This window comes from Acinetobacter seifertii, from assembly GCF_016064815.1.
Lineage (GTDB): Bacteria > Pseudomonadota > Gammaproteobacteria > Pseudomonadales > Moraxellaceae > Acinetobacter > Acinetobacter seifertii.
In genome coordinates, this window is record NZ_CP065820.1 from 1,559,230 (window position 1) to 1,584,110 (window position 24,881).

Genomic DNA, 24,881 nt, shown 5'->3' on the forward strand with positions numbered 1-24,881 from the left:
GTTATGAAATGTCTTTAAAGGTATTTAGATGGTTTTGATGAGCACGGCGAATAATGCTGCGGTCATCCCCGAGTACAAAAAGCTGAACAGATTGCTGTTTCCATGCCGCGATATCTTCAGGTTGTCGGGGAATAGCACAGAAATGCTTTTGACTATTTTTAGTCTTTATATACATCTCTTGAACTTTTTCTTTCACCTTTGGATGGCTAGTTTGCCACGGCATTCCCATCGATTGAGAAAGGTCGGCAGCACCTTCAAGAATAATATCAATACCTTCGACTTTTAAAATTTCATCTAGTTGCTCTAGTCCTTCTAAGCTTTCAATCATAGCAATGACAACAGTCTCGTTTGCTGCGTATTGAACAAAACTCGCTAAATCATCCATGCCGTATCGATTTAACCTTGTTGAATTCAGACCTCTTTGCCCAAGTGGCATATAGTGGCAATAGTTCACAGCCTCTTGAGCTTGCTGAGCATTTTCAATACGTGGAAACACAATGCCCGTTACCCCTGCATCGAGCAGAGGTAAAACTAGGTGGTTGGCGTTTAACGGGACTCTCACAAAGATATCAAGACTCATAGCTCTAGCGACTAAAATCATAGTCTCGACTTGAGACGTACTAAATAAAGTATGTTCCAAGTCGATAATAATAAAGTTATAGCCCGCAAGTGCCAGTTGCTCGACATTAATCGCAGAAGCTACGGAACAAAATATTCCGTAGAGCGTCTCACCATTTGCTATTCGTTTCTTAAAAGAAATCGAATGCTTATTCATATTCGATTTCCTTAATGAGGCTGAGTGGGTTCGGCGTGGTTTGTACTCTTAAGCGAATTTCTGGAAGAAAACGGCGGCTTGCAAGCTGTTCAATATCGATGGTGTCATCTGTAAAGTTAAACAATTCATATCGTTCGCTAAACTCTGGGTGAGCTTCTTTATGCTGATTGATGATAGTTCTTAACATGGTCCAGAATTTGATTTCATCGAAGTCATAATGTTCATTTAAGAAAATCGCTAACTCTGCCAGATTTACAAACCAAAGCGCATCTTGAGTAAAGTCTCTTAACTCATTTGGAGAGTGGGTTTCTAAGAATGAGTTCGGGTTAATTTTGGCATGTTCTTTTGGCGCATCTTGCAAGTTAGGTAAAAGCTCTGGCTCACGTAAAAGATGACGACTAAAACGAATTCCATCGTGGAAATCTTTCAAGGCAGCTTTAACGGGTAAACCATTTTTATGAATCAGTACCATGTTTTGTGCATGTGACTCTAAAGCAAGGCCGTGGCACCATAAAATATGCATGATGGGTAGATAAGCATTGGTAAGTAACTTTTCTAACCAGAACTCGATACCGTACTCTTGAATCCACTCATCAATGAGAGGTTTTTGGTCAATATCGAGTTGCATTAAACCTGTTACTGGCGTTGCCGATTCGCCTTCTTTTAAGTAGCTGTAAATACTTTCGCGCCAAATGCAGGCGAGTGCGCCGTATTGAACAGGTAGTGCAATTTGCTGGTTAACTGAAAGACCACCAATCTCTCTTAAAATAACAGGTTTGCGCTGTTTTTCTAAAATATGGTCTTGCTCAACAATGTTATACAGCCAGTCACTCATTCTTGCCGCATTTTGAACGGTATGCGGTGCCAATACGCGAGAGGTCGAAGTATTGACCAAGTTCATTGCCAACTTAAGAGAAAGCGCCGAGATATCACTAATATTTGATAAAGTTCGAATCGACTGCTGTGGTAAATAAGTTGGACCTTCAATATCTAACGGAATGATCAGTTGGTTGCTAATCGCATCTTGATAATACAATTCAATAATTTTATCCCACTGCCACGGATGAATTGGAGTAAGGATATAATCTTTAAAATCTACATTTTGTTCTTTCAATTGATCGTTAATGGCTTGTAGATCTTTTTCTGAAAAATGCTGTTTATAAAGCTGTTCTAAGTTAATTGTTCCACTTAAAACCAATTTGCATAAACTGTTATGAGTCGCTACCCATTGAACCGTAAAACCTTCAGAGAGTTCGGGTGCGTATTTTTGATTTTCTTTTAAATCGAAGCCAATACGAGATTTAAAACTTGGGTGATATAAATGCGCATTGGTAATTCGCGCTTCTTGCTCTAAATAAGGCAAGGCTCTTAAAGGTTGAGCAGGTGCTTGGCTCAAAGTCTGCGCATGTTTAACGTAAGTTAAATTCAGCTCATCATTAAAGTTTTGCCATTTAACTGGGTCAGCTTCAATAATATTTTTGAGGTCGGCAAGTAGCGTTTTTAAGTTAGGGTGAGTTTCAGTGTCTAAAGTAATATCAGAACGAAGTAAGCTTGAAGGGTCTAACTTAATTCGTTTAAAACTAAAGTGTCGTTTGGCCGCACAGGTATAAAAAACGGTATCGGAAATATAAAACTTGATCTGACCTTTAGAAAACTCGTATTTAAAAGTATTTTCAAAAATAAGCGCTTCTAGTAATTGGCCCATCACGCGGTTTTCCGCAAGGGTTTTATAATTGGTTTGTTGTGTTGGTTGAAGAGGGCAAAGCGCTTCTGCTCCGCGATATTTATAAATAGGGTTTTCAACTTCAATCCAGATAGGATTGCCACCACTGTGGTAGAGCGTATTTAACATATTTGCCTTGATTGGTAATGTGAGTGAATTAATTAATAAATCGCGGTACTGCTGACCTTTGGCGCTAAAGTTTTCTTGTGTGAGCGTAAGACGAGTGGCTTGCCAAAGTTCAGATTCTTCAATTGCTGTAACGCGTGCAATTGCACTGATGAGGTGAGCAATGTGATTGATCACGAGATAATATTTTAAAAACGTCCATGCATCTTTTTGAGAGAACCAAACAGTACTATCTTCAGAAATAGATGAGTCGTCTTCTATCATTTCTGGAACAATGCTAATGCCTTCCATGTCTCGAAGAATAAGACGATGTGGATAGCCATTTTTAAATTCCATTAAGCTGTTTTGCATGTGCGCTTCTACGCTAATGCCTTTGTTTGCAAACAACTCAACTAATGGAATAAGCGAAACTTTAACGTACTGTTTCCACCAAAAAGTAATGAAGTCTTTCGCATCGTTCGATTGTAGATTTTGATTCGGTGCTGCTTGTTGAATAAAGCTTAAAAGCGGAATTTCATGGTTTTGGTTTTCTTCAACCAAGCCGCCCAGCATTCGGGTATTTTCTAATACATCTGGCGTGAGTCCTGCTCTATAAATAATGCCAAATGAACTTTCAAGCTCAGGAATTTTGACTGTTTTCGCCTCTAACTCTGGCAGAATCACAAGGTCTGGATATTGTTCATTAATCTTGTGATTAATAATAATTTTGCTCGCATCAATGGCGCGTTCCATTTCATCCATTGGGTTATTACGAATGAAACTGGTAATTCGTACATCAATTGAGAGTTTTAAGAATAGGTTCGATTGAGGTAACCACACTGTACGAACAGATGAGGTTGGCCATACCGTTTGACCTAAAGCGCCCAGATAGATTACGTCTTGGCTGTCTAAATGTTTCTTTAACGATGAATGTTGAAGTAAGAAATTGGCTTGCCACGGATGCGTTGGCATCAGTTCATAATTAGTGAATTTCTCTTGCAAACGATCTTTTGCTGCTTCTAAAACTTCATCTTCAATATGGTGAGAACGTTCGGTCTCGCTAACTAACTTTTGAATTAAAGAAGAATGAACCGCAAAGTAATGGAGTTGAAAACTTGCACCTAACTCGGGGCTATACTTTTTCATGTCCTCTTTAGAAAAACCTAGATTGGCTTTAGAGGTCACATGAAAAGGGTGCCCATATAGCATGCCTTGTTCAGTAGCCTGAAAGCCACTCAATGCTTTAGTTGCTGTTTGAGATGGCTTATTTTCTAAAAAGAATTTTGTGTTCTCGATACTATTGGCAATATCGGAGTACAGGTTCTTATTTTGGTTTTTGTCTTTAAATAAGCTATTCAGTTCATCTGTAATCAGCTTCACTAACTGTTTAGGGTCGGTGAGCGAGTCAAATGTATTGTCATTTAAGTTTTGCAGAATAAAACCACGTTGATATCTGTGATAACCCGTAGTTGATAAGTGCTGAACTACGCCATAAACAGTCGTGTTAGATGCATTAAATGTATAAGCAAAATACAGGGTATCTGGTTGCTCTGCATATAGGGTGAATAAAGGAGAGTCTTGAGCTGGAATAATGCATTCTTCAAGATTCACTTTGAGTTCACGAAAGAAAGTATTCAGGTACTGTTCGAAAAGTTTATAAGACCATGTATCTGTTGTAATAATTGAGTTCATTCTTGTGCCTCTTCTAAAATTGTATCCATTAAGAATCTGTTCAAAATCACCACTAATCCCGCACCAATAAAAAATAGTGAGGTGCAAATTAATGCCGCGGTAATATTGAAAAATGAGTAGGTGAGTGTGATGGTGATTGGGCCAATAAGCTGTCCTAAGACAAAGGCACTGTTAGAAATGCCAATCACTTTTCCTTGGCTTTGAGCGCCAGCTTTTAGAGAAATGGTGTGTAAGATCGAAGGAATCAGGGCTGCAAAGCAAAAGCCTTGTATGAGTCGTAATACAAGAACTAGCCAAATATTCGAAACCCAGATCAATGCGAAAATCGTGATGCCGCAAATTAAAGATGCGTAAATGAAGTTATTAAAAGAATCTCCTTTATCATCATTTCTTTTTCCCCAATAGGTTGCAGCAATAAAGGCTGCTCCCCATGAAAGCGCATGAATGGTTCCTGTTAAGCTTGCTGCAGATAATGAAGAGTGAGTGCTTTGGCTTATTTCACTAATGTACAAAACGAAGCAAGACACCAAACCAAAGCCGCCCGCTTGAACTAAAATGCCAGCGCTTAACCATGAAAAAATCGTTCTATCAAAGAAAGCGGGAAGTTTGGATTTCTCTTTGGTTTTTGGCGCCTCAGTTTTAACGGGATTGGTTAATACAAATGACGCGATCACAATGAGCGTCATCACAACAAATGCTGTTGCGTTGAGTAATACTTCAACCCGCCATTGATCCATAAATATCCCGCCGAGTACGGGACCACATAGGCAAGCGAGCGCGACACTACTTTGTAGTTGCCCAAAAGCAGCACCTCGTTGTTGCTCATTGGAAAGATATGAAACATATGCATTTAAAATCACGGAAAGACCGCAAAACCCGAGTAAAATTCGTGCGAAAATAAACAGGTATAAATGCTGGGCACTCGCCATGAGCAGTATTGAAATACAGAAACCAGCCAGTGAAAGTAACAAGGCTTTTTTATGGCCGAATGTGTCGGATAGATGACCCACAATCGGTGCGGTAAATAAACTGCCAATGGCAGGAGCTGCGAGTGCCAAACCTGCCCAGATAGTGGGAGCACTCATATGCGCCGTCAGTTTTTCCATATAGAGCGGCATGATTGGAATCAGCACCATGAGCCCAAAAGTGGAAAAAAACTGACAGAGCAAAATAATGAAATGATCTAGGCGAGATGAGCGCATGATTTAGATATCCATGGTCTCATAGCTAGAAACAGATAAGCTGTGATAAGGGTTGGGCGTACTTCCGATTTTACTTGGCATGCCTGTTGAGTCGCTTTCTTGCGTAAGTAAAGGCGTAAGGAGCTGTTTGAATGGCCAAGTCTTATTGTCGAAAAGATAAGTTTGAATTTGCGATTTTGTTCGCTCTGAAATGGGTTGGGTTTTTATAAAATCTTGAATAATGTCTTGAACCATCTCCCAAAAATCGCTTTCTGTACGATCCGTATATTTCAAGGTAACTAAAGCAATTGGGTAGAGGTTAATTTGAATCCCTAGGGTAATGAAGTAATTAAATAAGTCCTCATTTTTAGTAAAGATAAGATTGTTTGGTGTACTGGTATCAATGGTATAAATCGGAGGTGTAAAACCATTTTCCTCAATGGCTGTGGTACATATTCTTAAGGTATCGTGATCACGTAAAATAAAGCATTTCAACTTGTTATTTTCATAACACACCATGGTGTTTTGCCCGTGGCATTCAGGCATGATTCCTTTTGTCCAAAGCGTTAAAAATGTTTGAATAAAATGAACACTTAAGTCTTTTAGTAATGACCATTTGTCACCTTCAACGCCTAAAGTTTCCCAAGGGTCGATATAAGTACAGCTTAAAGCTGACATGGTGATTGGTGTAACGTTTTTGTCTTGGCAAATATCCGGTAAATGTCGGACTTGGCAACCAATTACACCTAAATTCTTTACAATGGGCTCTTGTTTACCCAACACCCACCAGTGCGTTTCATTACTCAAAAAGAGGCGATTTTTTAATAAAGAAGTTTCATTAATAACGTCATTTAAAAAATCATACGCCGTATGACCATTCATTAAATAACGGCCTGGCATAGAGCGGATTGCACCTAATGTTTTGGCATTGGTTGAGAGTTTTAAATGTAGAGTAGGGTTTGCGTTGTGAATAAGCGTTCTTAAAGAAGAAGTCGGTAAACCAATTGTGGTGACATGGTTAAGGTCAATACCGCCGTACTTATTTTCATCAAACTTTAAATAGCCATGTTGAGTCTCTAACAAAGGCAGGGCTAAGTAGTTATCTGAAAGCTGAGCCATTTTGTCAGCAATCAGACTTTCCTCAACTTCTGATAACAGAAGCTCTTTATGAGGAATCGACTCCATATTATTGATCACATCATCTTGCTTAAAAGCCCACCAGTACACTTCAATTTCTTTTTGAGTTGTGAGTGGTGTAAGTTCACCTTTTGAATGCGCGAATGGATGAAATGGACGATCAGCGACCAGCGATAGCAATTCACTAGTAATCAAAGGCGAAGAAAATGAAAGGGCTGACTGTAAAATTTGAGGAATTTTTTCAGCCGTTACTAAGTTGTCTAGCCAGTAATCAATCGCTTTTTGATGGTGTGGTGACGGCCACCAAGTTGCTTTGGTTAAATAGTTAAAAACTTCAGAAATAGAAATTTTAGATGTCGTATTACTCAACAGGTTATGAAGCAAAATTTCGGGTTGGGTAACATAGAAAGGATTTACACCATCTACTTTTAAACAGTTGAAATAGAGTTCCAACTCATCATTGAGAGTAATTGCCAAATAAGGCTTTTTATAGGAAATATGATCTTTAAAATCTCCATAATTCTCCATGTAGAGTGCATCTATCGTTTTTTGTAGTTGTGCTGTGTAAATCCGATCTAACATTTTATTTATTCCTTTTCTTATAAAAGCGGTAGAACCGTGCCAACGTTTTGTTCTTGTGCGGCATTGAAGAACCACTTAGCGCAGACAATGTCATCAATCGCCATGCCCATTGGGTTGAGCAAAATGATTTCATCTTCGTGTTCGCGGCCGTTTTTATGACCAATAATGATGTCGCCAAGTTCAGCATGTAGTTTTTCACGGCTGAATAAGCCATCTTCAACCAGTACGTTAATGACTTTCTTTTCTCGGTTTGATTGGTCCCAGTCATCCACAATAACTTTGTCGACTTTTAAGAAGACTTCAGGCTCAATATCCATAATTGAAATATTTGAAACAAAGCAGCCTTTTTTAAGCCACTCAAACGGAATGTAAGGCTTATCTGAAACTGTGCAGGTAATGAGGACATCGGCTTGTTGAATCGCAGACTTAGCACTGTCATGAATTTCAATTTCTAGATGTGGATATTCCGATAAGAACAACGCTTTAAGTTTTTCAGCCGCTTCAGGGTTTACATCAAATAAATGGATTTTTTTCACTTGAGCATATTGTTCAAGTACAGTCTTAATCTGCATTTGGGCAATTGGGCCGCAGCCAATCACGGTAATGTCAGAAAAGTCTTTTTTCGCTAAATATTTAATTGAAACACCCGTAATTGCCGCAGTTCGCATAGCACTGATGAGGCTGCCTTCCATTACTGCAACTGGATAATTTGTTTCTGAGTCATTTAAAACAATCAGCGCGCTGGCACGTGGAATATTGAATTTTTTAGGGTTATGTTGTCTTGAACCAATCCACTTAATTCCGGCAATTGGGTCATTACCACCTAAATAACACGGCATAGCGATAATACGGTCAGCAATATGGTCTGCACCTTGCCAGCGAAGGTACGGTTTTAAGGGTTGTACAAACTGTTTATTTGCATGCAGGGTTAAACCTTCAGTAATCGCTTCAATAAATGAATTACTATGATTTGCGCCAAGATTTAATAAATCTGATTGACTTAAATAGCGAAGGGTAGCCAAATTGCTCATGAATATTTCCTAAGGAGAAAGTTAAACAACATTTTGTAAAGTAAGGTTTTCTTGACGTCGTGCGTTTCGACTGAAGTGACGCTTTTTAATCATTTCGAACCATTCATCTTCATAAACCAGATCAAGATAACGATCGCCTCGATCGGGTAACAGCGTTAAGACGCATGAACCTTCAGGAATGGTTGGAATCAATTTTTTTATGGCTGAAATTGATGAGCCGCTCGAACCGCCTGCAAAGATTCCTTCGTGTTCAAGAAGTTCTCTACAACCAAGTGCCGACTCGTAGTCATCTACATAAATGACATCATCAATTTCATCGGGGGAGAGGAGAGCTGGGACAGTACTTGCTCCAATACCGGGAATTTCGCGTGGACCAGATGTACCACCGAACAGCACAGAGCCGACAATATCGACAGCGATGACTTTTAATTCTGGAAATCTTTCTTTAAGGCGACGAGACACGCCCATAATCGTTCCGGAGGTACTTGCTCCAATCACGAGGTAATCAATCTTGCGATCAATTTGATTTAGGATTTCTTCTGCTTCACCAAAATAGTGACTTTTCCAGTTGTTTGGATTGGCATATTGATTAATCCAAACCGCATTTGGCAGTTGTTGGCAGAGCCGTTTTACGGTGTCAATTCGGGTTTTTAAATAACCGCCGTTTTGGTCTTTTTCAGAGACCATTTCGATATTGGCTTTATAAAGCTTCAGCATTTGTAGGTTTGCTGAGGCAATTTTCGGGTCAATAACGGCAGTAAATTTTAATCCATATATTTTGCAAGCCATTGCAAGGGCAATCGCTAAGTTCCCTGACGAACTTTCAACAATGTGACTATCTTTATGAATTACTCCAGATTTTAAACCTTCCTGTAGCATAAATAATGCTGGACGGTCTTTAATACTTCCTCCTGGGTTTAACAATTCCATTTTCGCAATCACTGAGACTGATTGATGCGTGAATAGCCTTGATAGTTGTAATAGTGGCGTTTTACCTATGCATTCGAGAATATTTTCATGGATCATGGCAGATCTTCTCAGGTTTTTATGTGTTGTAAATGATAATTATTATTAATTAAATTATTATTACGATTTATTCCAAGATTGTTGCGGTTTGTAAAGCAAAAGTAGGATGAGTTATAGGAATTTTCACTAATTTTTTTGATCTAATTCTTTGAATAATAAAATCTATATTTTGTAAAAGGCTAAATAAATTAAGTTTTTAAATATAAGCAGATAGGCAGGAACTTACTATTTTATAAAAATTGATCACACTAACAGAAAGTAATTTTTTGGAAAAAATGACGGATATATTTTGTGAATAATGCTTTTTACATAAAAAAAGCCCCTATAAAGGGGCGCTGATTAAAACAAAAAATAATATAAAAGATAGGTCACCATTTAGCTTAATGTTGGAGCCGTAGCAGAATGCCGTGTCATTTGTTCAAAGTATTGAACGGCAGGTGAGCGAGCCATATAGGCTAAAGCTTGTTGGGTGTCACCTTCATGGATCGGATTAAATTTTGGAGACACCCATCTTAATGTCGCTTTCCATAAATATTTGATTGTTGGTAGATTGTCTGATTGAGTAGCAGTTTTTTCAAACTCACGAATAATATTAATGTAACCCCGACGCATCAATTTTTGAATATCTTGGTGTTCCAAATCTTGTCGCCCAAGACTACGGGCGAAATCGGCAAGAAAATAAATAAATAATGGGAAAACTGCCATCATGATGGCTTGCCTGGAAATATAAAAACCAAATTTATTTGTTAATAAGTGCTCAAATAAGTCATAGGCAACACAACGATGCTCAACTTCTTCCGCAAGGTGCCAACGGAATAAATCTGCCATGGCAGGATCTGCCTTATCCCACGACTTACTATCGAGAGTCCATTGACCAATCGTTCCGGTAAAGTGCTCAATTGCAGCAATTACACCGACTCGGAATAGTAACCAATACTCCTCAACTTTCTCACCTTTTAAAAAAGGAATCCCAAGAGGTTTGTCACCTAATAAAATATTAAAAACCAGATGAGCACGATTGAGAGGATCTTGAATGTCGTAGCCATGTTCCCTTAAAAAGTCTTGCGCTTTTTCATGGGCACGAGCATGAGCTGCTTCTTGACGTACAAAACCAATGACCTCTTGTTTTAATTTTTCATCGTTAATGTAGGGTAGAGTTTTATTGAACACTCGGCAGAACCAAAACTCACCCGCAGGCAAAAGCATATTTATGCCATTAGCAACATGTGAACACAGAGGGTCATTTGGCATCCAACATACAGATGACTCTGAAAAGTCGAAATATACTTTTCTTGCTTTAAGTTGATGATTCCCTGTGAGCATAGATGTCACTCCATTCATAATTTTTGATTTAATGCAAATGGCTAATTTTTAGCATTAGGTAAATTTATTCACCATGTGCTTAAAGGACAAAAATCTGATTTAGATGGTCTACAAAGATAAAAGCGGCTTTGAGTTAGAAATTATTTAAGAACTTTCTAAAAATTTAAGCTTATTGCCTGTATGAATCATATTTCCATAAATTAATCTAATTTAGCGATTAAGTATTATAGACGTGTTGTATTTATGACGACATATGTAAACAAGTCTTAATCTATAGCACACGAACACTTTAAAATTATTGAAAATAAAGTTTTAAGGTGTAGAGGTTTGAATTTTTTTAATTATTATCGAGATCTTCAGGCTGAGTTAAGCAATTATCCTTGGCTAGAAATGATAGTTTCACTCACAATTTTAATTCTATTTGCTGCATTGGCAAACTTCATTGCTAAGCGAATTATTGTTCGGGGTATTCGTCATTTAGTGACTAAAATCAAGTCACTTAATCAATCTGTCTTTGCTCAACATAGTGTCATAAAGCGGTTTGCCAATATTGTTCCTGCTATTGTGATTATGAATGGTATTACCACCGTTCCACACTTATCTGAAAAAGCAATTGCTTTGGTACAGATGGGTGCGCAAGCATTTATTTTCCTGACTATTGCGCTCACGATCAGTGAATTATTAAATATATTTAATTTAATCTATCAACGTAATCCAAAATCTAGAAACAAGCCGATTAAGGGCTATTTGCAACTCGTTAAACTCATCTTGTTTGTAGTCTGTGGTTTAATGATTTTAGGTACATTCCTTAAAAAGGATGTATTTACCTTGCTTGCTGGTTTTGGTGCGATGGCAGCCGTATTAATGTTGGTTTTCCAAAATACGATTTTGTCATTGGTCGCGAGTGTACAAATTGCTTCTTATGACATGGTACGTATAGGGGACTGGATTGAAATGCCGTCGTTAAATGCCGATGGTGATGTGATTGATATTTCACTACATACTGTAACCGTACAAAACTTTGATAAAACCTATACCACTATTCCAACCAATAAACTTGTTACAGACACTTTTAAAAACTGGCGCGGTATGAGTAACGCTGGATGCCGTCGTATGAAGCGTTCGCTTTTCATTGACCAGAGTAGTGTGCACTTCATGACTGAAGAAGAGCAGCGAAAGCTAAAAGATTTTCTATTGTTAGATCAATACCTCAATGCTAAACAATCTGAGATTGACGAGTTCAATAAGCATTTAGGTAGTCAGTCTCGTTATAACAAAAGACGTTTAACCAATATCGGAACATTTAGAGCGTATGTTGAATTCTATTTGCGTCAGCACAAAGGAATCGCACAAAATCAAACTTTAATTGTTCGTCAATTACAACCGACGAGTGAAGGTCTACCACTAGAGATTTATGCCTTTACTAATACCACTGCATGGGTTTCTTATGAAGCAATTCAGTCCGACATTTTTGACCATCTCATCGCGATTTTGCCTGAGTTTGGTTTAAGAGTGTATCAGGCACCATCAGGCCATGATTTTCAAAAACTTACAGTAGAGTAAGTGGTACAAGAGTGCTATCTTCTTTGAATTTTCAAGTAGATAGCATTTTTTTAATATTTTTATACATTAATTTATAAATATTTTTGGAAAATTATTATTAAATAGCGGTATAAATTGACTATATGAGTTATGCGCGTTTCATAACTTAGAAAAGACTGATTTTTAAGCAAACTCGATCCAAAATTTTTAAGGAGTGAGGCTTAAGTAACGAATTTGACACTTTGAACAAAGAAAATACTAAATGTTTAAGAATAACAAACAATAAAGTTGCTTTACTAAAATTTGTTAGGTGAGTTGGAGTGTTTGAATGGCTACAGCAATAGAGAACAGAGCTAGACAACTTAAAAACGCAAAACGTGGAGGATATGCGCCAACCATTGCCAAAGACGTAAACAAACACAAAGTACAAAAATTAAGGAGAGCTCTAGACGAAGCCCGGCGATATGTGAGTGAACTCAATGATGAAACGGTTATCTTCGATGATCAAGACGCAAGGCAAAAGGCTGAAGGAGCCAAAGCAATTATTGAAATGTTTGAAGCAGCGCTAAGTAGTGCATAAGCTGCATCAATCTAAAATATAAACCATAGAAGACCTTGCTGAATATAGGGTTAACTTTTATTCTTCGACTAAATCACCTCGTTATTCAGCAAGGCAGTAAATGAAAATAATTCAAATATTCCTATATTCTATTTTTAGCTAACATATCAGAAAAAACTTAGGTCAAATAATATTATTGATGAGCTTAATTTTTTTAGAAAATTATTACCAAATATAAAATTTTTCCGCATATAAATTGTGATGAATTTTGCATTTTAATTATTTGCTGTGGTGAGTTATGGGCACAGGTTTCATAACACTCTTATTGATTACACTTGCCATTTCAACACTTACATACTGAAATGATATATCCATCATACTTCCTTAAAAATCGGTCTAACAAACAAAGTTAGAATAAGAGGGAAGGAACCATGCCAAAATTTATAACAATTGCCGAAAAGATCTATAAAAGATTTGAAGAAGATAAATTATTTTCTGACAACCTGATTGAACAACTGAATAATTTAGTCAGCATTATTCGAAAAGAGATCAAGGGCACTCCCTGTAAACTGAAATATAATTTTATAGATTTTGAAGAGTGCTTAAGTAAACCTTTAAATGAATGCACCATTAAAATCGACATGAGCTTAATGCCTAAATATAAAAATAAGGGTGAATATATTATGTGGTTAGCAAGCTTTATTGAAAAAATTACGATAGGTGGGCAGCCAAAACTTCCACCACTTTCAAGTATTATGGCCGCAGACTTTGATGTAAAAAAAGAAGCCCAGAGGGTACTGGAAAATAAAAAAGCAGTATCCGAAGAAAACGTCAGAATGATCGAAAATTATTTTAATTCTGAAGAGTATAAGAAAAATAATAAAACAATAAATCTAGTCTAAAGTCCTATAAAAGTGTGTATCCACCGCACTTTTATAATCGCTGTAAAATTTCAGCAACCGCCTTCTGGGGCGGTTTTCTTTATATAACTTATTTACTTTATTTGATCATGATTGTCTTATAATATGCACTTTTTAATTATGATAAGTGAATATTATATATTATGAAATTAAGAGTTTTTATCCTGGGCTTACTTATTTGTACTAATAGTATGGCTGCTTCAAACACAAGTTTTCAAGACGAGTATTATAATCTTATAGAGAAAATTCATGTAGTTCAGGCAGAAAGAGACGCTTTTATCAAAAAGAATGCGAACAAAAATTTAATTAGTGCACAAAGAAAAAAGCTAGATTCAATAGAATGTACCTATATGCAATCTGAACTACAATATAATGAATTTCTTATTGCTAGATTTAAGGAGTATAAAACCTTCATGAAGAAATCTGGTCGAGAACTAGCAAATGATAAAGAATTAATTAAAGTGGATATTGATTCTTTAAAAGAAGAAATAAACAGTCCTCATGGAAAGTGTAAATAACAATAAGCACCGATAACGGTGCTTTTTTTGAAAATTTCTATCAATCCTAATTAGAGAAAACAGTTCACTTTTCAACATGATATACATACTTAAACAATTACATCATAAAAAAATCCATAACTTATGTGCATAGCATGTTAAGTTTTCCTACACATCTATAAAAATTATTGAAAGGCTTAAATATGAAATGTTCATATCAAGATTTGGATGGCAATAGAGTTCATGTTACTTGTGAAAGTTATATACACATACCTTTAGGTGTGGGTAAAAGTAAAATAGCAGTAGATAATAGTTCAGAGGACTTAATCCATATCAACGAAGATTTTAGTTTTTTTAAAAAAACAGAGGCAGATTCAGTTCCACTCTATCGATTCGCTATTGATAGTAAAAATAATGTTTTTAATAGTGATGAACTACCTGCTTTGGCACAAATTGGAACTGATTGGGAAATTTTAGATCAATAATTTTTTGATTTGATATATCAGTTGTTTAGCTGTTTTTTCAATATTTTGTAAAATTTATCAAATAGTAAATATTTAACTAAACTTAATAGAGGTATTATAGGCAACTCAGTTAAATATAGTCTAAATATTAATAGGCAGTTTTAGGCTAAATATCGAATATACAGAGAGAAAGAACATGAAGCGCCTTATTACTTTATTTCTATTGCCTTATGCAACGGGGACATTCGCTCAAGAGCCCTTCGAGGTCAGTAAAAGTTGTTTTGTCGTAAATGGTAAAAATACTACAGAGACTTGCTTACTCTCTTCTACAAATAACTCAACATCTAACTTTGAAAGATTAATTTTTCCTAACACTAAAGTATTTATTAAAGAATCAAATATTTGTTCAAACGAGGACCCATGTGTTTCTGTCGGAAGTAACTTATCTAATTTAAAAGATGCACACATTTATTATCGTAATTTAAAGACAAAAAAAATTGTTGATAAACCTGAAAAAGATGCATGGACATGCTTTAAACAACCTCACGATAAGCTAGATTTTTGTGTTTCTTATGATTAGAACAGAACGAATTGCGTTACTCGGATTAGTGAAAAGTGTATAAGTAGTGGCTTTATACAATTTCTAAAATTGTGTCTTACTTTGGCTACAGTGCATTGTTCCAGTTTACATTTCTATGTAGATAAAACAAAAAAGTCTATAAACCTATGCTGATCGTAATATTGATAGCCAGTATTTATTAGCTAATCAATGGAAATTGTATGAGGTAAAATATGACTAAAATAATAGCTACTCTAAGCTTAGTAGCAATCGTATCAATCTCTGTTATAGCTTGCCAAGGCGAGAATGATACGAAGCAGCAAGATAAAACTACAACGCCACATTCGCTAGATAAAGATTCATAAAAACAAAAGCCCATCCTGAGATGGGCTTTTTTAATGATCATTTCATTTAGAAAAAAGTGGATTAGTCACAAAGATTAGGCCGACAGAGAAAAATGAGTCATCTTTGGTTTTATTTAAACGGTTACCATAACTTACATTGAACTGGACATTATCTTTGTACAACATATATTTAATGCCGGTTTGATAAAATGAATCGTCTCGATCATTTCCATAAACTTCGGCAGTAAATGTTAATGGTTTCGTAATGAATGTTTCTGTACCCACACCCCAAGTAGTTTGTTCGCGGTGAGTGGTATGTTCTTTAAGCCAACCCACATTTGTATGTACCAAGAAATGGTCATCTAACATAGAAATACTTAAGGGAACATTCACAGTCCAATCTTTTTCAGAAGTATGGTTGTTACTCATTTGAGTCGAAAATGAAAAACCAATCCCCCAGTTATTCGTCTCAAGTGGTTTTAAGAGTGTTTTCCCTTGCACAGTTGTATAAGTCGCATTGCCAGTGTCGTCAGAAAAATGACGGCCCATGCCTATACCAAATTCAAAATTACCACCAATATTACAAGAAGGGATGACCCAATATTCCTTATCGTTAGGGTTATTCTGCATCCATGAGTCAAGCTGACAGGTGTGGACGGGAACTAAAGAAGCATCATCGACAACCATTGGTCGACCTGCATAACTTGAAATAAAGGCTAAGCAAGTACTCACAAAGACAATAGATTTTTTTAAGTTCAGAAATAGCATTGATGACTCCAATACAGCAAAGAGCACATGTAAGTATTTGCTAGTTTGTAAACAAAACTGATGAATAAGAATAAAATAAGATGGGGACTCTCTTAGATCCACAAGAGAGCCAGAGGGCTGTAGTGGATACTTAGATATGAGTCGATGATTTAATTCTATCAATCGAGCAAGTACTCACAATGAAGCCCCCAGAAATTCGTTGGGCGGATTCTAAATTGGTTTTATTGGGCTGGCAAGTTAAAGTTTAGTGACATCTATTTTTTAAGGCTATAAGAAAATGATTTACAAACTCAAACGGTACACATCAAATTTATACATAAATTAAAACTTAATAAAAAGTATATTTCATATAATTATTCAAAATAATGTTGAGGATTAAAAATGAAAAAAATCATTAAAACTATATTATTATCTGGTTTAATTTTATCTATACCATTATCAGTTCTTGCTAAGAATGTTGAAACAAAAGTAAGTTTTTTAAAAGGTTCACATCAAACGACATTAACTGGAAAGTTTCAAGGTTATGATGATGTTAGATATAGAGTGTTTGCAAAAAGTGGGCAAGTTTTAAAATTCAATATTAATAGTTATAGTAATTTAGCTTATGTTAATATTTTTGCTCCAGGAAAAAAGCCAGGCAAAGATCAAGCCTTGTTAGTGGGTTCGACATTAGGTTTTTCCGGAGAAATAGTATTGCCCGTCGATGGTGATTATATTATCCAAGTTTATCAAATGCGAAATAGTGCACGTAAAAATAGAACAGTGTCCTTTAATTTAGATTTGCAAATATTAGATAATAAAAATATAAAATGACAGAGATAATCTATACATAAGCTCTAAACTATCGAGCCTATGTATAGATTAAAAATAGAATCAGCTTAAATAAAGTTTTTCTACAATTCGGCATTTATCAACAAAATTTGAATCATGAGAAACAAGTAATACAGCACCTTCATAGCTTGAAATTGCTTTCGCGAAAAGTTCTCTTGATTCGATGTCTAAATGATTTTCGGGTTCATCGAGTAATAAAAGTTCAGGCATAGTCTCTGCATGACTCAAACCTAACAATGCGACTTTTAACTTTTCACCGCCGCTCAGTTGAGTTAAAGGATGGGTGCCTTTATCACCACGGAGCCTGAGTTGACCTAGTAAATTTCTCCACTCCAATTCGGAAATATTCGAATTAATATTCCTTAGGTTTTCAACTGCTGATAGATGATCTAACAAAAAGCTAAAGTTCTGATCAAGATAAAAACAATTTACAAATAGGCTAATTTCGTCCGTAGGCAATAAACTACTTTGAACAATCTGTTTCAACAAAGTTGATTTACCAATACCATTGCGACCAACTAAGTGAAGTTTTTGAGAAGCTTTGAGTGCGAAATTAATTGGCTGTTGGGTGCCATAGTTGAGTTTTAGATTATGAACCCTGAGAATTTCTCCTGACCTTTTTTGAAAAGAATGGAAGACAAACTGCTGAGGCTTAACGGTTTCCAGAAGTACTTTCTTATTCTTTAAGTCTTGCTGGCTTTGATCAATTTGACGCTGATGTTGAGAATGTATTGCTCCTAAGCTTTGCCCAGCCTGTTCTTTTTTAAAGTCGAGTAAAATTTTGGCTTGTGAATTTGAATCACGAAGTTTATTACCAGCACGTTCACGTTTTTGTGCTTTCATTAAGACATCATGTTGCTTCTGCTTCATGTGTTTAACTTCACGTTGATGTTGATGCACCGACTGCTCTAAAGACTCAATCTGATCTTGATATTGCTCATAAAAAAAATCATAGTTTCCAGTAGTGTGATGTAAACCATGTTCATTTAAATAGTAAATATGGTCTACTTCATTGAGTAAAGTCAGATCGTGGCTAATAATAAGAGCACCTGCCGGATGATTTTTTAAGTGAGCAATCAACCACTGTCTAGCATCTTGATCGAGATGGTTACTTGGTTCATCAAGCAATAGATAGTGGTCGGTTTTTAAAAATAATGCTGCTAACGCTAACTTGGTTTTTTGTCCTTCACTTAATTGATGAACTGGAAACTTTAAATCGGTTGGGAGTTGTGCCGATCGCAATAAAGTCTCCCAAACTGAAGGAAGATCCCATTTGCCCTCTAATAAATCATAATCATCATATTCAGCTTCACCTTGTTCTACTCTTTGCAAAGCATTGTAGAGATGATCGATCTCTAAAGCTTCTGCAATTGTGGATGAAGAAAGACGCATTAATTGAGATAAATATGCATGCTTCGTTTGCCAAGTAATTTGACCGCTGATGTGCATTTCCTCAGTGGGACAAACTTCTTGGAGCAATTGCATAAGTAAAGATTTACCTTGACCATTACGACCAATTAAAGCGGATACTTGGCGATACTCTAGTGAGAAATTCAATTGTTTAAACATCACTTTCGAAGGAAATTCTAGAGTGAGTTGTGATATTACACATGCCTGCTGAGTCATTAAAACCTCATAAATACAGGATGTACAAAATAGGAAAGTTAAACTTTAAATAAAGACGTTAAGCCACTAAGAAATAGTCTATTTTGCACATCAAAAAAGGAAAATTGATGAGAAAAAGGACTTACTTCATTGGCGTGACTCACAAAAAATAGGAAACGAGGTTGGTATTCTATAATGATTTTTAGTCTGTGTAAAATTTATGCAGTTTAAAAAGGAAAAGCCCAATCCATAGATATAGATTAGGCTTTCCCTTAACATCAAGAAATTATTCTTTTACGACCAAAACTTGAATTTTGGTGCTGTTTAGAACATCTTGCGCAAAGCTACCTAAAATAAGTTTTTGGAAACCTTTACGGCCATGTGAACCAATAACAATTAAGTCTGATTTTAAGTCTTCTACAGCTTTTAAAATACCGTCAGATGAAATTTCACCCTGAATAATTTCTGTATCAATATCAACACCTTCTTCAGCACATAAAGCTTTTACTTTAGCCAGTGTTTTTTCAGCATTTGCACGAGCTTCAACAAAATAATCTTTTACAACAGGAGAGATGTAATAAAAATCGACACCGCTAAATGGGTCTACTGCAACAAGACTAATCGCTGTAAGTTTACTACCAAAAGCCTTAGCAATATGGGCAGCTTGACGTGCTGCTGCCAAAGAAATTTCTGAACCATCTACAGGTACAATAATATGTTGATAATTCATAATGTTATTCCTCTTATTTACAAGTTGTTATATGTATGAAGCTTTTCTTACTTTAAGAGTAACACATTTGTTTAAAGGTACAAATCAATTCAATTAAGTCGCAATCAAATTAAATGAAGTTTAATTATTTCATTGTTTTATAAGGTTTTTAAATATAACTATTAAGATGGTAAAGATTAAACTGAAAACTTATTTTTTAGATGAACTTTACAATAAATTACTTTTTCATATTTTTGTCACACTGAACTCGTATAACCAAATAGTATATTGAGGGGGAGTGATCATATGGCAGATTTAACAGCAAAGAAAGTAAGTAAGCTTATTGAAGAATTTAAACAAACAGGTAAAGAGCCAGAAAAGTTAGTAATCGGCTACAAAACTTATGCAAGGCTTATGGCTGATGATAAATTTGCAGAAAAAGTAGTCCCTTCGCTCGAGAATGCCAAGGATCGATTATATAAAAATCTAAAAATAAAACTCGTTACTGAAAAGCATTATTTCGAAGTTAAATAAGAAATATGATCTTTATCATGTTTTTTGGTGGTATTTAATATTTTGAAAAATTTAATAGCATATTAACTTCAAGCCTCTTTAAATTATTATCAGTTTAGGGCTTGTTTGTGCTGCTTTACTATTTAAAAAAGAACGTAAAATCGATTTTTTTCTATTGGAAATAGTTAGCTGTTATATATGCCTAATCGAATGAAAATAATTAAGCTACTTTATTTAGAGTTTTGTGTTTATAAAATACTTAAAAATGATCTATTTTATTTTAATGCGATAGGCGTAGGGTCTCGAAAAAAATTAGGGCAATTCTTAATAAAATTGAAAATTAAAAAATTACTTCAAGTATTTAAAAATAAAAACGTTTCCTTTACGATGAAACTAAAATGAAGTTATGTGTTTGGTGTAAAGTAAAAACATAAGAAAAGTGAGGTGTATGCATGAGTTATAAATACGAATATGCAGGGTTCTGGCTAAGATTTGGGGCAATGATTATAGATAGCCTTATCATGTTTTTAGCAATTATACCTGCAGCATGGATTTTTTATCATGGCGATTATGATTTGATATTTTCTACTGGTTTGAGCAGTAAACCTCAAAATTATGGTTTTGATTTGATCGTGAATTATGCTTTTCCGTTTTTATATACCGTTTTATGTTGGATCTATCTTGCGGGTACCCCTGGAAAACGTTTAATGCGTTTAAAGGTTCTCGATGAAAAAACAGGCAATAAGTTAACTTTGATGCAATCTATCATTCGTTATATTGGATATATTCCATCCATTTTAGTGTTTTGTATCGGTCTTTTTTGGGTGGCGTTTGATCCGAAAAAGCAAGGATGGCATGACAAAATGGCGAAAACAGTAGTTGTAAGAGAGCTATAGAGCTTGATTAAAATTTTTATTAATAAAAAATTACAAAAATAAACTTGTGTGCTAGATAGTAAAACATATACTTGCCGCGAGTTTATTTAATGGAGATCCTAAATGGGTAGTTGTTCGAGGTTCGAGTTTAATTATCGATTAAACCAAAGCCAATACTGAGCAAGATCACCTTTAGGAAGGGCTATCTTGCAATGAGATAGCTTTGTAAAAAATTAGATTAAACCTATACAAATTACTTTATTTGTAATCAAGTACTTCAAGCGCTTATCTGTTTAGTTTCTCGCTAGAAATGGGGAGAAGCCAATGTTTTTATATGCTTCCACACACAGCTATGCCTACCAAACTTCAATGTTGGTAAATAATTCGTCTCATACGATTCAAAGTATCCGAGCTATGTTCAAACCTGTGACTTTTCGTCAGCGTTGGTTTGGCTTTGGGTTAATTTTCTCTTCTTCATCGTAAGTCTACGATCTCCTATTCCTTTCTAAATTTTAAATTTTTATAGACTTTATTTCTCAATAAGGTCGAGAGCTTTGTACGCCTAAAAAATGGAGGATTTCGTGATGAAATTCTGGCAACGACTCTTCACAGCATTTTTACAAAGATTTCATTTGATGCGTTTTTTTGGTCGTAATCGATCTTTTAAAGAGCTACATCAATCAAGCTATGCTCAAGAAATTAGCAAAAACTTATCTATGCGTCTGCTCGATGCATCAAGAGCCCAAACAGGTGACTTATTAAAACAATTCGATACTCACTTCACAGGGCTTACAGAAGAGCAAGCACATACCCAGCAAATGGCAGTGGGGCTTAATGAGATTACTCATGAGAAACCATTAACTTGGTGGCAACATCTTTGGTATTGCTACCGCAATCCGTTCAATATTTTGCTTAGCCTTTTGGCACTGATTGCTTTCTTTACCGATGATTTAACTGGCTCAACCATCATTAGTGTGATGGTTATTCTCTCGACGTTACTTCGTTATTGGCAAGAAGCAAAATCAAATCAAGCTGCAGACGCTTTAAAGGCAATGGTGAGCAATACTGCTACAGTACTTCGTCATCAAGTCAGTGCAGAAGATTTAGCGCTTATGCATGAGCGCTATGGTATTGATATTAAGAATCAAACCAACCATCAATTTGAAATGCCAATTCAATATTTGGTGCCAGGTGATGTGATTTTACTATCGGCGGGAGATATGATTCCTGCTGATTGCAGAATTTTAAATGCCAAAGATTTGTTTGTTTCTCAAGCTGCAATGACTGGTGAATCGATGCCTGTCGAGAAATTCCCTTTACAGAAAAATCTCGAAGAAACGAGTGCTTTAGAACTAGATAACATTGTATTTATGGGAACCAATATTGTTTCTGGTTCGGCTCAAGCAGTTGTTTTAAGTACTGGTATTCAAACATATTTTGGTGCACTTGCTCACCGAGTTACGGCTACTGATCGAAGCAACACAGCATTTCAAATGGGTGTTAACAAAGTCAGTTGGTTACTCATTCGCTTTATGTTGGTGATGGCACCTGTTGTACTGTTCATTAATGGCTTTACCAAAGGTGATTGGACTGAGGCATTTTTATTCGCGCTATCAGTTGCTGTTGGTCTTACTCCAGAAATGCTACCGATGATTGTGACTTCAACTTTAGCAAAGGGCGCAGTTTTCTTATCTAAAAAGAAAGTGATTGTTAAACGTCTAGATGCAATCCAAAACTTTGGTGCGATGGATGTTTTATGTACCGATAAAACTGGAACGCTCACTCAAGACAAAATCTTTTTATCTCAACATATTGATGTAAATGGTGAAAAATCAGACTTTGTGCTCATGCAGGCATTTTTAAACAGTTACTATCAAACTGGTTTGAAAAATTTGCTTGATGTGGCTGTGTTAGAAGCTGTAGATGATCAGATCAAAACGCAAAAGTTACGTTATAAGAAGTTAGATGAAGTTCCTTTTGATTTTGATCGCCGCCGTATGTCAGTCGTGGTACAAACGCCTCAAGAAAAAGTGCGTATGATTACTAAAGGCGCAGTTGAGGAAATGTTGAAAGTTTGCCGTTATGTTGAAGTAAATGGCAAAGTAGAACCTTTAACAAAACAACGTGAAGTGGCAATTGAAGCATTAACTCAACGTTATAACCGTGATGGATTACGTGTTGTTGCTGTAGCGTATCGTGAGTTTGATAATAATCAGGAAAATTATTCGGTTGTTGATGAAAGTGATCTCATTTTAATTGGTTATGTCGCATTCCTTGATCCACCTAAAGAGTCTGCTCGAGAAGCAGTACAAAGTTTGCATGCTCATGGTGTAACTGTAAAAGTACTTACTGGTGATAATGAGTTTGTCACTCAAAAAGTGTGTCGTGAAATTGGTCTAAACTATGATCAGGTTCTGTTAGGTGGTGTAGTTGAAACCTTAACTGATGAGCAGCTCAAAAGAGCAGTGGAGCAATACCATATTTTTGCCAAGTTAAGCCCAGTGCACAAAGAGCGTATTGTTGATCAGTTAAAAGCAAATGGTCATGTGGTTGGCTTCTTGGGAGACGGTATTAATGATGCTGCTGCAATACGTGCTGCCGATATTGGTATTTCTGTAGATACTGCTGTAGACATTGCTAAAGAATCAGCAGATTTAATTTTGCTCGAAAAAAGCTTAATGGTACTTGAAAAGGGTGTAATTGAGGGGCGTCGAACTTTTGCCAATATGTTGAAATACATCAAAATGACGGCGAGTTCAAATTTTGGTAATGTTTTTTCGGTATTAATTGCGAGTGCTTTTATTCCATTTTTACCAATGCTGCCTATTCATTTACTCATTCAAAACTTACTTTATGATGTGTCACAAATCGTGATTCCTTTTGATAATGTTGATGAAGAATTAATAGCAAAACCACAGCGTTGGCAGCCTGAAGAAGTTGGTCGTTTTATGGTGGTATTTGGACCAATTAGCTCAATCTTTGACATTATCACTTTTTGTTTGATGTGGTTTGTGTTTTCGGCAAATACGCCCGAACATCAGACTTTATTTCAGTCTGGTTGGTTCGTTGTAGGGTTACTCACCCAAACATTGATTGTTCATATGATCCGTACGGCTAAGATTCCATTTATTCAGAGTCGTGCTGCAACCCCATTGTTAGTCATGACAGTGGTGATTATGTGCATTGGTATTTTCTTACCAATGGGGCCTTTAGCAAGTTATTTAAAACTACAAGCTCTACCATTAAGTTATTTCTTATATTTGCCATTCATTTTGATTGCTTATATGTGTATTACTCAATGGGTAAAAAAAATCTATATCCGCCGTTACGGCTGGCAATAAAACTATAGGTGCAAGATGAAGTTGCAATTTCTACAACATGCAGATTTATCCAATATTGTTGATACTTTAATTAGTCTCTCAGTTGCTTTTGTTTTAGGAGCATTAATTGGATTTGAACGTCAATATAGGCAACGGACTGCTGGTCTTCGAACCAATGTACTGGTCGCTGTAGGCGCTGCAATTTTTGTGGATGTTGCAACAAATCTTACTGGAGCAGATGGAGCTGTTCGGGTCATTGCTTATGTGGTTTCAGGGATTGGTTTCTTGGGTGCAGGTGTGATTATGCGTCAAGAAGGTAATATCCATGGCTTAAATACCGCAGCGACTTTGTGGTGTTCTGCTGCGGTTGGAGCGGCGGCAGGTTCCGATTTAATTATTGAAGCTATACTGGCAACAGCTTTTATTTTATCTGCCAATACGCTATTGAGACCGATTGTTCATATCATTGACCGCCGTCCATTAGACGATGACACAGAAGTCTTGCATGTCATTTACATCATATGTGACCGCAGTCAGAGTAAAGTGGTTATGGATGAATTAAACCTAACGTTGAAGCATCACAATTATCCTGCTAAAGACATTGATGTGACACCTTTTGGAGAGAAAGAAGTTGAGATAGAGGTGACGCTTATTGCGACTTCAATTGAGACAGAAGAAGCACAGCATATTATTAACCACTTAAATGCAATGCCACAAATACGCCAAGCTTTTTGGGATAAAAACGCAATTAATTAATTTAATAAGACTTTGCACTTAACTGTTTATGAAATGCTCTAAAT

At 36.0% G+C, this 24,881-nt stretch carries 22 protein-coding genes; 12 read left to right on the forward strand and 10 right to left on the reverse strand.

Translation table 11 applies throughout. From position 1 onward, the window contains the following. Position 1 precedes the first annotated feature (1 nt). From I8T81_RS07345 to I8T81_RS07375, 7 genes are all read right to left on the reverse strand, one after another. Positions 2–775 (reverse strand): HpcH/HpaI aldolase family protein, encoded by a 774-nt coding sequence (locus I8T81_RS07345; protein WP_198072479.1) that lies wholly within the window; start codon positions 773–775, stop codon positions 2–4. After that, positions 768–4,295 carry an IucA/IucC family protein gene (locus I8T81_RS07350; RefSeq protein WP_198072480.1) on the reverse strand — a complete coding sequence of 1,176 codons (3,528 nt, stop codon included), beginning with the start codon at positions 4,293–4,295 and terminating at the stop codon, positions 768–770. Before I8T81_RS07350 ends, I8T81_RS07345 begins: the two co-directional genes overlap by 8 nt. Then, the gene (locus I8T81_RS07355; RefSeq protein ID WP_198072481.1) at positions 4,292–5,497 is read right to left on the reverse strand and encodes an MFS transporter; all 1,206 of its coding nucleotides are present in this window, start codon (positions 5,495–5,497) and stop codon (positions 4,292–4,294) included. The genes I8T81_RS07350 and I8T81_RS07355 overlap by 4 nt, the downstream gene beginning before the upstream one ends. Positions 5,498–5,500: 3 nt before the next feature. Continuing rightward, a complete protein-coding gene (locus I8T81_RS07360; RefSeq protein ID WP_198072747.1) occupies positions 5,501–7,141 on the reverse strand; it encodes an IucA/IucC family protein in 1,641 nt (546 codons plus the stop codon). A 71-nt stretch (positions 7,142–7,212) separates the two neighbouring features. Then, complete coding sequence (sbnB, locus tag I8T81_RS07365; RefSeq protein WP_003652251.1) at positions 7,213–8,226, reverse strand: 2,3-diaminopropionate biosynthesis protein SbnB; 1,014 nt, start codon at positions 8,224–8,226, stop codon at positions 7,213–7,215. A gap of 21 nt (positions 8,227–8,247) precedes the next feature. Beyond that, complete coding sequence (gene sbnA / locus I8T81_RS07370) at positions 8,248–9,252, reverse strand: 2,3-diaminopropionate biosynthesis protein SbnA (protein WP_198072482.1); 1,005 nt, start codon at positions 9,250–9,252, stop codon at positions 8,248–8,250. Positions 9,253–9,627: 375 nt separating this feature from the next. Then, a complete protein-coding gene (locus I8T81_RS07375; protein ID WP_198072483.1) occupies positions 9,628–10,575 on the reverse strand; it encodes a metal-dependent hydrolase in 948 nt (315 codons plus the stop codon). 327 nt (positions 10,576–10,902) lie between these two features. Between I8T81_RS07375 and I8T81_RS07380 the strand changes: the two genes are divergently transcribed. From I8T81_RS07380 to I8T81_RS07410, 7 genes are all read left to right on the forward strand, one after another. Then, complete coding sequence (locus I8T81_RS07380) at positions 10,903–12,138, forward strand: mechanosensitive ion channel family protein (RefSeq protein ID WP_198072484.1); 1,236 nt, start codon at positions 10,903–10,905, stop codon at positions 12,136–12,138. Positions 12,139–12,445: 307 nt separating this feature from the next. Then, the gene (locus I8T81_RS07385) at positions 12,446–12,697 is read left to right on the forward strand and encodes a hypothetical protein (RefSeq protein ID WP_016804989.1); all 252 of its coding nucleotides are present in this window, start codon (positions 12,446–12,448) and stop codon (positions 12,695–12,697) included. Positions 12,698–13,107: 410 nt separating this feature from the next. Next, positions 13,108–13,578 (forward strand): hypothetical protein, encoded by a 471-nt coding sequence (locus tag I8T81_RS07390; protein WP_198072485.1) that lies wholly within the window; start codon positions 13,108–13,110, stop codon positions 13,576–13,578. A gap of 209 nt (positions 13,579–13,787) precedes the next feature. Further along, entirely contained in the window at positions 13,788–14,114 is a 327-nt protein-coding gene (locus I8T81_RS07395) for a hypothetical protein (protein ID WP_227602156.1), read from the forward strand. 182 nt (positions 14,115–14,296) lie between these two features. Next, positions 14,297–14,578 (forward strand): hypothetical protein, encoded by a 282-nt coding sequence (locus I8T81_RS07400; protein ID WP_019458664.1) that lies wholly within the window; start codon positions 14,297–14,299, stop codon positions 14,576–14,578. A 175-nt stretch (positions 14,579–14,753) separates the two neighbouring features. Continuing rightward, positions 14,754–15,137 (forward strand): hypothetical protein, encoded by a 384-nt coding sequence (locus I8T81_RS07405; RefSeq protein WP_068935445.1) that lies wholly within the window; start codon positions 14,754–14,756, stop codon positions 15,135–15,137. Positions 15,138–15,349: 212 nt separating this feature from the next. Then, the gene (locus I8T81_RS07410) at positions 15,350–15,481 is read left to right on the forward strand and encodes a hypothetical protein (protein ID WP_198072487.1); all 132 of its coding nucleotides are present in this window, start codon (positions 15,350–15,352) and stop codon (positions 15,479–15,481) included. Between the two features lie 42 nt (positions 15,482–15,523). On the opposite strand, the gene I8T81_RS07415 is transcribed toward I8T81_RS07410, so the two are convergent. Next, positions 15,524–16,228, reverse strand: coding sequence for a hypothetical protein (locus tag I8T81_RS07415; protein WP_198072488.1), 705 nt, complete (start codon positions 16,226–16,228; stop codon positions 15,524–15,526). A gap of 381 nt (positions 16,229–16,609) precedes the next feature. Here I8T81_RS07415 and I8T81_RS07420 point away from each other — a divergent pair, with 381 nt between their 5' ends. Then, entirely contained in the window at positions 16,610–17,041 is a 432-nt protein-coding gene (locus tag I8T81_RS07420; RefSeq protein WP_198072489.1) for a DNA breaking-rejoining protein, read from the forward strand. A 60-nt stretch (positions 17,042–17,101) separates the two neighbouring features. Here I8T81_RS07420 and I8T81_RS07425 read toward each other — a convergent pair whose 3' ends face one another. Next, positions 17,102–18,685: an ATP-binding cassette domain-containing protein gene (locus tag I8T81_RS07425; protein ID WP_198072490.1), complete on the reverse strand. Its 1,584-nt coding sequence runs from the start codon at positions 18,683–18,685 to the stop codon at positions 17,102–17,104. 265 nt (positions 18,686–18,950) lie between these two features. Continuing rightward, positions 18,951–19,394: a universal stress protein gene (locus I8T81_RS07430; protein WP_004701033.1), complete on the reverse strand. Its 444-nt coding sequence runs from the start codon at positions 19,392–19,394 to the stop codon at positions 18,951–18,953. 285 nt (positions 19,395–19,679) lie between these two features. Between I8T81_RS07430 and I8T81_RS07435 the strand changes: the two genes are divergently transcribed. The 4 genes from I8T81_RS07435 to I8T81_RS07450 all read left to right on the forward strand — a co-directional run bounded on the left by I8T81_RS07435 (position 19,680) and on the right by I8T81_RS07450 (position 24,837). Beyond that, positions 19,680–19,907: a hypothetical protein gene (locus I8T81_RS07435; RefSeq protein WP_004701036.1), complete on the forward strand. Its 228-nt coding sequence runs from the start codon at positions 19,680–19,682 to the stop codon at positions 19,905–19,907. A gap of 431 nt (positions 19,908–20,338) precedes the next feature. Beyond that, positions 20,339–20,782: an RDD family protein gene (locus I8T81_RS07440; RefSeq protein ID WP_004701040.1), complete on the forward strand. Its 444-nt coding sequence runs from the start codon at positions 20,339–20,341 to the stop codon at positions 20,780–20,782. Positions 20,783–21,345: 563 nt separating this feature from the next. Further along, the gene (gene mgtA, locus I8T81_RS07445) at positions 21,346–24,102 is read left to right on the forward strand and encodes a magnesium-translocating P-type ATPase (RefSeq protein WP_134262971.1); all 2,757 of its coding nucleotides are present in this window, start codon (positions 21,346–21,348) and stop codon (positions 24,100–24,102) included. 15 nt (positions 24,103–24,117) lie between these two features. Continuing rightward, positions 24,118–24,837: an MgtC/SapB family protein gene (locus tag I8T81_RS07450; RefSeq protein ID WP_004701047.1), complete on the forward strand. Its 720-nt coding sequence runs from the start codon at positions 24,118–24,120 to the stop codon at positions 24,835–24,837. Positions 24,838–24,881: the final 44 nt, after the last annotated feature.